The following is a 13172-nucleotide window of genomic DNA, read 5'->3' as shown; positions in this document are numbered from 1 at the left end:
TCAACCTAGCAGTCGGCGCTCTTGTGGACGGATGATGTGTCCGTGTTGTTGCGCATCGTTCCTCCTCAGGCAACTATTAGGCGGCCAGCGCCATGGAAGAGCGGCGGATATCGACGGCGACGTCCAACCGGACCTGTTCAGCGAGACGCAACGTTTCTTCGTGGCCAAGCTCCGCTTCCTGTGCCCGGCGGGCGAGGACGGCCAAACGGTCGGCCGCGGTGTTGTGGGGGTCGCCGTTGTGCCCGCGGACCCAGCTGAAGGTGACTGAGGAGAACCTGACACAGTGCAGGATGCGTGCCACTTCTTCCCGGCAGAAACGGTTGGCCGAGGGAGGTTCAAAACCTGGATCAGTCAGCATCCGCAGCGCGAGCTGGCTGTCAGAACGGACGGTGATCTCCGTTTCTCCCAGCATCGACCCCGCATAAGTGTTCCTGGCCGCCTGGAGCCCCAAGCGGATAGAACGCAGTTCACCCTCCAGAATGCTCGAACCCCGAGACGCCTTCTGGCCGAGGACCAGGCGGGACTGGGAACCAAAATCAACCAGCCAGCCGTGGCCGAGCCAGGGCGAGGTTCTGCCGCGGGACGAATCCGCGGTGATGGTGCACCGGGCGTGGAGTACTTGGATGTCACGGCACAGTGCTTCGTCCAGTGCCACGATCGCTGCTGCAGGAGGATAAGTGTGGCTGGCCGTGAGCCCCGCCGCGCGGAGCCCCTCGGCTGTGTTCTCGTCATCGCAGAACACAGGTTCTGTGGAGCTGCGCAGGTGGCGCACGACGGCGGCGCGAACCTGACTGAACAGGCTGCGGTTGCGTGTGCCAGCGGCCGACGCTTCCACTGACCCTGATTCGACGGCCAGCAACTTTGCGCCCTCTGTTCTGGTGACCGCCCAGAAGAGACGCCCGTGTTTTGGACTGATACGTACGGATACTCCACTGCGGAGTTTCAACACCTCTTCGGCAGACATGAGGCGGTGCGTGGGCGGAACAGGGACGGGGTAGGACATCGGCGCCTCCTGGCGGTAGTCGACAACGCATTACAAGGGGTGACCTCCGGCACTGGCAGGAGATGTGGTTCACAGTAGGGGGCGCCTCTGACATTGCAGCTAGGAGCAGGCGCTAAGAATTTTTTGTAACTCCTGAGCTCCCCTGGGTCAGGGCAGAAGAGCTTAGGACCAGCCGAAACCGCAGGACTGGTTCATGCACTGCCACCGGTGCTTCGGCGTTTCATCGGTCACGACGCACCCCGTGTGGATGACCTTGGGATTCGGGTTGTCTGGATCCGGGAACCACATTCCGAGAACTATCGGCCACGCCTCCTCGCCGCATACGGGGCAGGTCCGTGTCCCGTCCTCCTTTTCCTCAGGTGGACCCCCGACTAGCTTCAGCGCACTCTCCCAGGTTCCGAAGCGCTGAATGACCTCAACTGCGGAAGGACGATTCTGCGAGCAGGCCTGTTCGGCGATGTACCAAGCGTCGTAGGACCCAAGGGTGAGGGGAAGTTCCATGTCTGTGGCTTCTTCGACGAACGCGTCCAACGCATCTACGAAATCGTCATGATGGAACAGGTCCTGACTGTGCATGACCTTCAGGCCTGCACTCCTAAGGGTGTCGTCCCAGTATGTGTCGCCCAGCCGGCGGCGCAGGTCGGGGCCAGATACAGGCCACGGCGCGGCGCCGTCCACGGTGATCGTTCCGAGGCGCCGCCGGATCGTGTCCGCGCAACTGACGTAATCGGCATAGGAAAGGTGGGTAACGGTGCGGGCTCGGATGGCTAGGGCCGTGGTTTCTGCAACTGCCAGGAAGTCGGCAAACCGGCGGTAGGAGAACGAGTCGGGGAACAATTGACGGAACCCCGCGACAGTCTCCGGCGAGATCCTGGCCAGAGCCAGCTGGTGATCCGGTTCAATCCCGTGATGGATCCCGGTCACGTAGAGCAGCGAGATGCGGTCTGCTGCAGTAGGCCGAGGACGTTCCGTCTTGTAGGGCTCACTCGAGGGCGGCCTTGGGTACTCAAGCAGGTCGCCAACGTAATCGACGTCTTCGATCCGGCCAAGGGACTGAAGGACGATGGGGATTTCGCGTGGCGTGATGTCCGTATCCCGCAGCTGGTGAATAAGCCGCAGGTTATCCACGATGCTCTTCTCTGCTTTTTGAACAGCGCGCCGCACCGCCTTGGACCGCTGCAGATGCAGGGGCCCAGAACTGTGCCGGTACGCAAGTTCCCGGCACAGGATCTCCAACCCGAGCCCTGATGAAAATGCGATCTCGCGAAGCGGGGCACCGCGGCGGTATTCCTCAACGAGGTCATACACCGGGGCAGGCCCGATGCACGCGTTGACTTGAACGGCCGGCAGAGCACTCACGCCGGTCGGTTCTGAAGCTCCGGTTCCGGAGCCGCCCATCCCTACTGCTGCCATCAAGCTCCCTTCGGATGTGAACTAGCTCATGCTGCATACATTAGGGGGCGGCTCTGACATTGCTCGTTCACTAGGCCGGTGTCGACCCCGCGTCCGCGTCCTGAGCCGCGAGCACCTCCCGGAACGCGGGGTTCGGATTGGCGCGGGGGGAGTGCCCGCAGAACCCGCTTCGAGGCATCCAGTGCCGACCCGCCTGCCACCCGCGCGCCGTATAGGGCGGCGACGCTTGGAGTCCGGGACTCCGCCCGCACACAGTGAACCAGGACGGTTCTGCCCTCAGCCCGGAAGAGCTCGACGGCGGCCGCAGCCTCATTCAGCACGTGCGCAGCGGCGGCATTGGACTCGGGGGATGCCGAATCGACTAGCCAGAATGTTGCCTGGTTCTCCGGGGCAATGCCGGTGACGTCTTCGGTTCCCAGGCGGCACAGGCTGACCACCGCATCGATGCCCAGCTCCTCCGTCCTGCAGAGTGCACCCACCCCACCCAGCCATACGCCGTCGTCGTCCGGGTGCTGTACCAGCGCGTCGGTGCGGCTCCGGCCGCTGTAGTCCTGGTGCCCGGTCCGTGGCCAGATGTAGTTCTGCTTGCCCTTTCCAGCAGCCAGCTCGGCGCCCAGAATCATAAGGTCACGGGTGCGCAGCCCCGGCCAGCCGTGCAGCCGACGGCGCCACTCGAACGGCACGGCCGAGAACCCATAGACAGCGCCGAGCAGCGACCCAGCGATCGCCGCCACAGTGTCCGTGTCGTTTCCGCCGCGGACTGCTTCTTCCAGGGCAGCGCGAAGATGCTGCGGCCCAGCGGGCGAGGCGCCGGTGGATGTGATGGCGCTCCAGGCACCCTGCAGCGCTTCAACTACCCAGCCATTTTGAGCGAAGTCTCGGGGACGGGACCTCTCAGCCGTTTCGATGCGCTTCCGCCACAGGTCCGCGCGGCCCGTTTCCAGCAGAGCCAGGCCAGCCCGGAGATCCAGCTGCCCGGTCAGGACGGCCTGGCGGATGGCGATGCACCATAGTCCGCAAGCCTCACCCGCATCGTATTCATAATGGGTCAAGGCACTCAGTCCGACGGCGGCCGTCATCAAATCGGTGGGATCCCGGTGCAGGTAGGCCAGCGCCAGCGGCGCGGTGCGCATCAGTGACCCGTTGCCGGCGCTGCGGCCTGAGCGACCATGAAACTCCGCGGCGGCTTCCGCGAAATCCCCAGCAGTCACGGTTCGGCGATCCTTATCCGCTGCGCGGGAAGCTGCTGAAATCACCGTTCGTGTCTGCGCTCCGACGTCCTTCGCGTCGCGCGCCCAGTCCGTCCAGGCCTGGACCACGGCATCAAAAGCGGCGGGGGCCGCGCCGTATTCCAGCAGCGCTTCGGCGATAGGGATTGCCATTGACGTATCGTCGGTCCATTCGGCCGGCTCGAACCCGAACGGGCCGCCGCCCTTCATGCTGACGTCGGCGCCGTCGGTGAGCGGGGGACCGAATTCGTATCCCGCGCCGAGGGCATCGCCTGCCGCCAGGGCCACGAGAACGCCGGCGGCGCGATCATTCTGCAAAGAGTTTAGGTTCATACGGCCTCCATCAGGGGGTGGTTGGTGTTCCAGTAGCTCACGTGGACAATCTCAGGTTCCCGGTCGGGGAGGTTGACCGCGATGCCCGAGGCGCGGACGGGTCCGCGGGTTCCGCTGATGACCCGGCTGCGCATGGTGTCATGCCGCCGGGCGCCGCCGCAGCCGTAGAATTCGCCGAAATCCATGGGACCGGCGATTGCTGCCAGGTCCCGGGCAGCCTGCCCCGGCATCGGTGGGGCGTTCCGCGCTGAATCGGGCAGCAGCAGCTCCGCGTCCAGCAGTACAGCCTCGATGAGCTGGCGGTAGTGCTGGCGGAACAGCGTCGCGGTACCGAAGACTTCCAGCAGCAGCGGCTGCCCGGCAATCCCGATCACCACTCCGCGCTGCCCTTCGAGGGGTTTCGGAATCTGAGGTACGGAGTGGTGCCGTGTGTTCCCGCCAAAGCGGTCCAGATGCTCCGGGAGGGAGCTGGTGGCCGAGGGGCCGCGGGCGGCATCAAACCGCCGGACCCGTTCCCAGATCTGTGCCTGGCTGTCACGTCCCGGTGCCGCGCCGGCATAGACCAGCTCGGACCGGACACTCAGGGGTGCCCTTCGTGCAAGGCGGCGGTGGATGCTCTGGCCTGCCTCCCAGCGCCCGGCCTCAACACAAAAGGTCTCAACATCCATGGATTCGCCGGGGGCGATGAGCACATCCCGGGCGCAGGTACGGTGCTGCTGGCCTCCCTCCAGCAGCTCTCCTTCGAGCAACAGGGCGTTGGTTTTTCCTTTATTCAGGATGGTCAGATTGCCCACCCTTGCGCCGGATGTCAGCTCGGACACTGCGATGTCGGCTTTCAATCCGGTGCTGATGCCGAGCCGTCCGCCTCCGGCAGTCCAGACGGGAAAGATGGTGACCGGTCCGACGGCGGTGCCGGCACCTACGTGGAGCTGTGGAATCTTCATGGCGAACTCCTTCCTTTAGCGCAGATTCGCGCTAACTTCTTTCAGTATGCGCCGGTTGCATCTTTTGCGCAACATTGAGATAAATGCAGGTATGAGTGAGTCTCGACCCCCGTCCTCCCTGCTGGACTTTCCACGGCCGTCCGTGGCCGTGGACACTGCTGCGCTGACTGTCGACGACGGCGCGCTGAAGGTCCTGCTCGTGCGCCGGCGGGAGAAGCACCATCCCGGGGAGTGGGCGCTGCCGGGCACTTTCCTGAGAGAACGCGAAACCCTGGCAGCTGCCGTCCTGCGCTCGCTCCGGGACAAAGCAGGAATTGAGGGGAGGGTTCCTCAACAGCTACACGTCTTCGACGACCCTGGCCGTGACGACCGAGGCTGGACCTTGTCAGTGGCCCACCTGGACGCGGTTCCGTTCCGCGAACTAGAGAAGCCGCTGGAATCCGACGACGTCCGGCTGGCTTCGGTGACACCGGACGCGGAGCTTATTGCCGGCCTTCCCTACGGCCACGCGGAGATGGTGCTCCTGGCGGTCGACCGGCTGCGGCAGGATTATGCGCGCGTGCCGGACCCCGCAGGGCTGTTGGAGCAACCTTTCACGTTGAAGGAGCTCCGGGATCTGCATGAGGCGGTCGCTGGGCGGTCTCTGATGCGCGATACCTTCCGGCGCCAGATGGAGCCGCAGCTGATGGGGACGGGGGAGATGTCCGACGGCACCCGCGGCCGGCCTTCGCGGCTGTGGCGGCGGGGACGCTAGGGTTTGTTCAGTCAGTCCAGGAGTGGCTTTTTGCCCGCGTAGGCTTCTCGTATGAAATTGAGCAGAGCATTAGAGCAACAGATTGCAGTGTTTGGCGAGAGCGGCAGCGGAAAGACAGTCATGCTTTCCTCGTTTTACGGGGCTACCCAAGAGCCTGCCTACCTGCAAAAGAACTTGTTCCACGTGGTGGCAGACGATATTGGCCAAGGCGCTCGTTTACACCGCAATTACTTGGGAATGCGCGATTCAAATCGTCTGCCCATGCTAACGAAGTTCACGGCTGCCTCGTACAGTTTTTCTATCAGGTTGAAGGAAGGTGCGAAGGCCAAGGCCTTTAGGGGCCAGCCGTTCGATGCTCTGCGTCTGGTTTGGCATGACTACCCCGGGGAATGGTTTGAGCAGGGGGTAAGCGGGTCCACCGAAGCTCTGCATCGAGTTGACGCATTTAAGTCCCTCCTTGGGTCTGATGTGGCATTCCTGCTGGTTGATGCCCAGCGCCTGTTGGACAACGCGGGTGAAGAAGAGCGGTACCTGAAATCGTTGATGGCAAACTTCCGGAATGGTCTCTTGTCGTTGAAAGACGGTCTGCTGGAGGAAGGGAAACCAATTGCAGATTTTCCTCGTATCTGGGTGATGGCCCTCTCCAAAGCCGATTTGTTGCCAGACATGGATGTATTTAGGTTCCGGGATCTTCTTATTGAGAAGGCCTGTGACGACATGGATGCGCTGCGAAAGGTACTGGCCGAACTGGTAGACGGAAGTGACGCTCTGTCGGTGGGGGAGGATTTCGTTCTCTTCTCATCCGCGCGGTTCAACGGGGGCGGGATTGAAGTCGACAAGCGCATCGGCATCGAATTAATCCAACCGATGGCAGCCATACTCCCGTTCGAGCGGCATGCCAAGTGGGCTCATGCTATGCAACTCCCCAGGAAAGTTGTCGAGAATCTATTGGGTGGGGTCGGAGCTTTGGCAGCTGCCGTGTCTGGGCGCAAGCTGAATATTCCTGGCCCCATCGGCCACCTGGCTAACTTGATCGGCCCGAGCGTTCTCAACAGTGCGGTGAATTTGGCCGGGGACAAGGTGAGAGAAATGAATGCTGACGCTATGGCTAAGCGAGAGTACCTTGCCGCGACGTTGACCCGTTTCAAGATGGACTTGGACCAGGCGGAAGAGGACGGCATCCTTCTGAGGAGTCGCAGATGAGCCTCATTTGGGCGACCCGGGGGCGGGCATGGGGTTTCAAGTTCCTCCGGGATGGTGGGTTCGAGGACCCGCTGCCTGTTTATCAAGAGGCCTTTGCCGGCTTGGAGGATGAGCCCGAGGTCTGTCGCCGGGCTAGCCACAGGGTTGCACTGAGGTTTCTAGATCCGGAAGGGCGAACGGACAGGGCGGGAAGGGTTATCCCACACGATTTTGTCATCTCCGGAGCGCCAGCCGAGGTAATTGAATCAGTCGCCGATGGGCTCCAGATAATCTGGCCTCAAGTCGCCGACGAATACGCGCGCGACTGGCCAGAGGCGACCTCCTAGGGGCCAAAACGAGGCGCGGTCTGCGAGGCGAGCTTTGGAACGCTCGTTGACATGAGCGACCCGGACGGGCGCTTGCTGACCGAACAAGGTTCCCTCAGCAAGCGCTCGGCGGTCGTCAGTGTTTACTTACGCCCTTCGGCTGGAACGTAACGCTGTCCTTGGACAGGCGACCACTGGCCTCGGGGGATTGCGAGGATCATACTGACACGGCACTGCCTTCTTTTCAGCGTCGCGTCGCGGTTGTGGCGGCGGGGACGTTAGGAGGCGCTGGAAGCCGCTGCTGGCTCCAACTCCGGCTGCCACTTCTGCATCCGATCCATGGCATGCGCCATCTCCGGCCCACCGGCCTCGGCGATGAGATCGGGGTCGCCGACCACCACCAACAGGCACCGGGCACGGGAGAGTCCTACATAGAGCAGTTCAGCAGCCCGGTCCATGTCTTTGAAGCCGTTCACGCAAAGGATGACAACGGACCGTTCCAGCCCTTTAAAGCCCAGGACATGCCCGTAGAACTCCCCGTCGTCGTCGTGGAATGCCTTCCAGTAGCCGACGGGGTCGTTCTCGAATTCCTTGTGGATGGAGTGCCGGTTCTTCGTGGTCAGGAACGCGATCTGGTTGTTGGCCCAGCCCTCGTCGATCAGGGCATCGACGCAGTCACCGGCGACGTCGATGGCGTCCTCGGTGGAACAGACGACCAGACGCACCGGAAGCCCGTCGCCTCCGCGCGGCGCGAAGTGCTTGCCGGCGAAGCCCTTGAATGTCTGGGCAATGCGCTTGGTGTTGCGGAGGTTCTCGTCGATGTGGAGGGTGACCAGGCCAGCGGTTGGATCGAGTGCCGTGCCGGCGGACTGGGAATCCCACCTGCCGTAAACGTTCTGGCGTTCGTCCATGAAGGCATAGATCTCCCCGCCTTCAGGATCCCGAAGGCAGGCGAGCAGGCTCTTCCACCACAGCGGAGCGAAGTCCTGTGCCTCGTCGATAACGATGGCATCCAGCTTCTGATCCGAGGGAAGTCCCGCAGCGAGGTTCATCATCAGGGCGGGCATGTCCTCGTCGAAGTAGGCCTGTCCTTCGCCGTTGGGAACCCCGAGGGACACGGCGTAGTCGTGGAATTCGCCTACATAAACCAGTTTGGCCTGGCGCCAGCCGGCAACCTGCCGGCGCAGATGCTCAGCGAGGCCACGGTTGTAGCAGAAGAGCCCGACGCGCTTGCCTTCCTTGGCCAGGCGCTTCGCCTTCTCTACGGCGAGCCAGGTTTTCCCGCTGCCTGCCCCTCCTACGAAGCGGGCCCGGGGAATGGAGCGGGTGGAATCCAGCAGGACTTTCTGCCGTTCGGTGAGGTGTTCCTGCAGGTCTTCAAGCTCGTCGGCACTTAGCGACGGATCGCTGGACGGCTCCAGATCTCCGGAGAGCAGGGGAATGATCCGCTGGGCGTATTTGGGCGCAAGCGGACTTCCGCCTTGCGCCTGGGTCTCGATGGCGGCACGAAGGCGTTCCCGGCAGTCGGTGAGGTCGTCATGGTCGAAGATCAACGGGCGGGGAACCCCGGCCATTTCCCAGTCATGGGGAACATCGCTGTAAGGGAAGGCCGCCATGTAGGCGAACCGGCTGACCAGCGGTGACCCGATCTGGTCCTTGACCCAGTCCTTGAAGGCATGCTGAGACCCCTGGGATTGCGCGATGGGGCTCTCGATTCGGTGCTTGCCTTGCCGATCGGACTGGTACCACTGGCCCTGATCGCCGGAGATCTTTCCGCCCTTGACCTCAATCGCAGCCAGCCCGACGCCCGGCCAGAGCACCAGAATGTCAATTTCGTGCTCTGCGCGCCCATGGCGCACCTGGACGGAGTGCGCCAGTACGACATCATCCGGCAGCTGGGCGCGCAGGGCATCCCATACAGCTTTCTCGGCGTGATGGCCCTCCGGGAAAGCAGGTTTCTCAGGTATGCAATGCACGATTCCCCCTCTATCGTGTACCGGCTAGGCCGGATCCTATGAGCAGGGTACCTCGTGTGGACCTTCCAGCACGTGGAGAGAGCCACAGTGGCACGGCGCTCACGACGACGGCATTGGACTTGTCATAGATGCGCAGTAGATGTGATCTTCGTTCCGGTTCCGGAAGCCCAACACCGTACCGCTACTCGAAGAGCGGAATGGCGTCAGGTGCCTTTCCAACCAGTGCCCTTGAAATTGAGCATTTATTGTGCCCGATCTGCGGGAAATGTCGGAGGGCGTCAGTAAGCTCAAACTGAACATCAACATGGGGGGACTATGGTCAGGACGTTGGACGTCGATGCCAAGGACAGCGCCTACATGCGCTGGAACTCAGCGCTGGCACAGGCATATTTCGTCGAAGATAACGCGGGTAAGCTCGTGTACCTCGATAAGGACGACGAAGCATTTACCTCTGCGGCAGCATCTCTTGGCATCGCCTTGGATCAGGCACCCGCGGCTTTGGCCGCTGCTGTCCGTGAACGGCTTTACTGGAAACGCTCCGGGACTTCAATTTTTGCTTGGTTCGACTACGAGACAGAGCAGTGGCTGGCAAGACGGAACCGCTCGGACGGAACGCCGCCAGAACCGCCACACGTCGCGCTTCTAACCGTCTTCTCTATGGCTGCGGAGACAATGGGCAATATCTCGGGGCGTAGACAGGGCGGGAACGAGGCCGGTTTCTACGCACAACTGGAAAATCTCCTCTCAATACCGTCGGAGGAATCTCTTCGTTTGCGCTCGGCATTCAGAGCCTCTACAGAGGCCTATTGGGAGGCGCTGGCGCTCTGGCTGGAGGAAAACGATGGCGCTCTGGGGTTACCGAGCGCATACGCACTGACTCATCGTTATGTTGGCTTGCCGGTTTCTCAGGCGCTTGTCAGAGAAACGGAGAGGCGTAACCTGCGGCGCATGTTTGAGGAACAGGGGCTACTTCCGGGGACGTCCCTCTCGCATAGCGAAATGTTCAGTGCCCTCGACGTTTGGATTCGCAGCGCTCGCACATCAGCCAACGCGGCCATGATCAAAATGTGGGGAAACAGCGACACCCAAGACCGAATAACCGATATCGCAGTGGCTGAACTGGCTGCATGGGACGGGCCGGACAACGATGGTACGGGCGACACCTTCAACTCGTACGCCAAGAGATGCTTAATCACGCTCCGGGAGAAACGGAAGGGCCTCGGCACAGTGTTTCAGCTGGGTCTGTTGGTGAACCTGCAGGTAGCTTCCGATGAAGACGGGATCCTGACCGGGGAGAACAGCGACATTCCGATTGTCCTCCGACACAACGCGCCTGGCCGGGCCGACGTGGATTTTGGAGCTGCAGTGCCGGAATACGCCAGCTTTCTCGAAGGTCTGGTGTCTATTACTACCGCCTCGGGACGGACGATCAGGCGGTTTCCTAAGAATGTACTCATACTGACCAGGGACCCAGTGACGGAACGGTACTTGGAGGCCGACAGGATAGTACCAGGAACCCCTGCACGGATCCTGGTTCGCCTTGAGAGCGGCTTGGCGGATGCGGTCGAGAAAATCATTATTGACTCCGCGCAGCCCGGATATGTGAGACTTCCTGAAAACCGTTCGGGCATACCTCATGGCTGGATCATGTTCGACCGTGTGCAGATGGTGCGAAGCCCGGTCGCGGCTCTCACGACTAGTAAAGAGCTCGCCGGATTCGAACTCCGCCTTTCATCGCAGATGACACTCACAGGTGGATTAAAGCTACCCGGGCGAATAGCGAGGTGGAGTTCTCTTAGCCCTCTGCAATTGGTTATTGCATCCGAAGACGAAGGGCCCTTCGATCTCGTAGCAACTACATTGAAGGACGAGAGCTTGCAGGCGCAGGAAGTCGTTCTGAAAAGCGCGATCCGTGCACCCTATGCTGTGATGGTTGCCGATCTTGACATGGACCGCGAGGATTTCACTCTCTCGTTGCGCGCGGGAAAAAGGACTCTGCAATCGTTGTCAGTCAAGCTCCGCGACTCCACGTCAACAAGGTCATTAGCTGCTGAACCGTTTCGATATCTGTGTCGAGATTTCGCGAACCCTTTATGGCCGGTCACTGCAGTGTCCAACAACACTGCAGAACATATTGGAATTGATGGGCTCCTGATCGACGGTGAAGTTATTCAAGCGAGAGAGGTGCCATACCCCAAAGTCGGTGCTTGGAAGGCGTGCCGCGTAGAGAGTCCGAGGGGCAAGCCGGTCCGGCTCGCTCCACCAGGTCCCGCATCCTGTCTTGTAACTGGACGGCATCGCTTCGTTTTCCCCACCTTTCACGGCGGCTGGCCGCAGACTAGCTGGATGTATGGCGAATGCGAGCAGTGCCATTTGAGCCATCGTGCTCCTACCCGTCCTAAGCAGCGGGTACAGCGGAGCACTCCATCCAGCCAGGTGCAGCTGCCCCCGCTGTCGGATAAGGAAACTAACTGGGAAGCATTGATGGACGCACTTGCCTACATCGGCTCAGGCACCACCCGAGACTTCTCGGTGTTAGCCAGGCAACTCGAGGACACGGCGTTTTTCGAGAAATACCTCATCTCATCCCTTGAATCGCTTGCCTTCATAGAAGTGGAACGTAATGAGTCTCATCTCATAACCCACTGGGAGGTAGCGGCCAGCAGCATCGGAGGATTGAGCGACGGTTCATGGATGCTCGCTGGCTTGTGGGATAAGGACATGCAGGCCTATGCCGCTAAAGAGGTCAAAAACGCCGGCGGCCGTCTGGATTTTCTGAATGGCCAGACCCATGCCAGCAAAACAATCATGGATATGGCAGTTTCCGAAGTCGAGGAATTGGCCGCTGATCTTGACGTGGTCTTCCAACCGAATGCGGCCGAGGCACTGGCCGCAGTGCTCCCAGAAATCTCCACACTTGACGGGTCTCTTACTCGAGCACTACTACCGAGTATGCACGGGTGCCAGTTCTTTGAGCCCGCATCAGCTAGTTGGATAGATGTGGAATCAGCTGAGTATCCGGGTCTGTTTCGAACTCGTGACGGATATCTGACGCAATACATCTACCGCAACCAACAGGACGTCGAAGATGGCGTTGGGGCCAAGGTGACCGTAGAACTCGGAAAGCACCTCTCGGCCCTGCAATACGGACGACATTTGGTTGCCTATGATCCAGATTCAAGGATGCTGTCCGTACCCATGGGCGCAGACCTTCCGGGGATCTATGGCAGGGCCGCCGTCATGGCCTCCGGCTGCCTCCCTACGGCGGATTATCGAACGTCTTCATTGAATTACCGGGGAGTGGAGCTTCAGACTGCCCGCCTTCTGATTGGAAAGGTCGCTTCATGACTCTCGCCCCCACTCCGACATCGGTCTCCGCGTCACTGAGGGACGCCTTTCAACGCTATTTCAGCACGCACTACCGCCTCAGGTCGCCTGGGCTCACCGCGGACCGAGATGAACTCGTCATGTCTCCTGGCCAGGTTTTTCAGGACCCTCTGATCGAACCGGTAATTCCCTACCCTGCTAAGGACGACCTCATCACCACGGCTGTCGATGCTGGATACTCAGAGAAAGTAGCCGCAACCGTTGGAGACGCGCTCTTCCGACAATTCACAACGGACTCTTCAGGGCCCCGAATTCGGCGACATCAGGCCTCCAGCATCACGGTAAACCGGCGCCCGGCCGAGGATGGGCCCCAGCACGTTGTGGTCACTTCCGGAACAGGGTCCGGCAAGACTGAAGCGATCCTATTGCCGATTCTCCTGCGACTGGTTGAGGAAGCCCAAGCTTGGAGTTCTCCCGGCCCTGTTAATCGTTGGTGGGCTACCGAGTCTTATACACGGCTTCGAGCTGAGGAACAGCGTCCAGCCGCTGTACGGGCAATGATCCTCTACCCGACCAACGCCTTGGTCGAGGACCAGCTGACGCGTTTGAGACTCGCTTTTAGACGTATAGGTCAGACAGATCCATCGGCTCGCCTTTGGCTGGGACGATATACCGGGGCGACACC

The 13172-nt window shown here is 61.1% G+C and carries 9 protein-coding genes and 1 pseudogene; 5 read left to right on the top strand and 5 right to left on the bottom strand.

The window, feature by feature from the left end:
* Positions 1 to 76: 76 nt before the first annotated feature.
* From TVC13_RS03010 to TVC13_RS02995, 4 genes are all read right to left on the bottom strand, one after another.
* A complete protein-coding gene (locus tag TVC13_RS03010; protein ID WP_055240033.1) occupies positions 77 to 859 on the bottom strand; it encodes a ribonuclease HI in 783 nt (260 codons plus the stop codon).
* 306 nt (positions 860 to 1165) lie between these two features.
* The gene (locus TVC13_RS03005; protein ID WP_152969879.1) at positions 1166 to 2416 is read right to left on the bottom strand and encodes a hypothetical protein; all 1251 of its coding nucleotides are present in this window, start codon (positions 2414 to 2416) and stop codon (positions 1166 to 1168) included.
* A 26-nt stretch (positions 2417 to 2442) separates the two neighbouring features.
* Complete coding sequence (locus TVC13_RS03000) at positions 2443 to 3963, bottom strand: ADP-ribosylglycohydrolase family protein (protein ID WP_422399758.1); 1521 nt, start codon at positions 3961 to 3963, stop codon at positions 2443 to 2445.
* 11 nt (positions 3964 to 3974) lie between these two features.
* The gene (locus tag TVC13_RS02995; RefSeq protein ID WP_055240036.1) at positions 3975 to 4922 is read right to left on the bottom strand and encodes an ARPP-1 family domain-containing protein; all 948 of its coding nucleotides are present in this window, start codon (positions 4920 to 4922) and stop codon (positions 3975 to 3977) included.
* 91 nt (positions 4923 to 5013) lie between these two features.
* Here TVC13_RS02995 and TVC13_RS02990 point away from each other — a divergent pair, with 91 nt between their 5' ends.
* Genes TVC13_RS02990 through TVC13_RS02980 form a run of 3 tightly spaced genes read left to right on the top strand, consistent with a single transcriptional unit; the run spans position 5014 to position 7205 of the window.
* Positions 5014 to 5676 (top strand): NUDIX hydrolase, encoded by a 663-nt coding sequence (locus TVC13_RS02990; protein WP_055240037.1) that lies wholly within the window; start codon positions 5014 to 5016, stop codon positions 5674 to 5676.
* 51 nt (positions 5677 to 5727) lie between these two features.
* Positions 5728 to 6879: an ATP/GTP-binding protein gene (locus TVC13_RS02985; protein ID WP_422399757.1), complete on the top strand. Its 1152-nt coding sequence runs from the start codon at positions 5728 to 5730 to the stop codon at positions 6877 to 6879.
* Positions 6876 to 7205, top strand: a complete 330-nt coding sequence (locus TVC13_RS02980; RefSeq protein WP_055240039.1) for a hypothetical protein — start codon at positions 6876 to 6878, stop codon at positions 7203 to 7205. Before TVC13_RS02985 ends, TVC13_RS02980 begins: the two co-directional genes overlap by 4 nt.
* Positions 7206 to 7462: 257 nt before the next feature.
* On the opposite strand, the gene TVC13_RS02975 is transcribed toward TVC13_RS02980, so the two are convergent.
* Positions 7463 to 9160 carry an NERD domain-containing protein gene (locus tag TVC13_RS02975; protein WP_422399756.1) on the bottom strand — a complete coding sequence of 566 codons (1698 nt, stop codon included), beginning with the start codon at positions 9158 to 9160 and terminating at the stop codon, positions 7463 to 7465.
* A gap of 327 nt (positions 9161 to 9487) precedes the next feature.
* On the opposite strand from TVC13_RS02975, the gene TVC13_RS02970 reads away from it, so the two are divergent.
* Together TVC13_RS02970 and TVC13_RS02965 are read left to right on the top strand one after the other, a co-directional pair.
* Positions 9488 to 12508 carry a hypothetical protein gene (locus tag TVC13_RS02970; RefSeq protein WP_422399755.1) on the top strand — a complete coding sequence of 1007 codons (3021 nt, stop codon included), beginning with the start codon at positions 9488 to 9490 and terminating at the stop codon, positions 12506 to 12508.
* Positions 12505 to 13101 (top strand): annotated as a pseudogene (locus tag TVC13_RS02965) (DEAD/DEAH box helicase); the annotation flags it as partial. The gene TVC13_RS02970 and the pseudogene TVC13_RS02965, both read left to right, overlap by 4 nt.
* Between the last annotated feature and the right edge of the window lie 71 nt (positions 13102 to 13172).

The organism is Arthrobacter sp. 3Tela_A (genome assembly GCF_049311025.1).
Taxonomy (GTDB): domain Bacteria; phylum Actinomycetota; class Actinomycetes; order Actinomycetales; family Micrococcaceae; genus Arthrobacter_B.
Note: the sequence above shows the minus strand (reverse complement) of the source record. Positions and strands in the feature narration are given on the sequence as shown.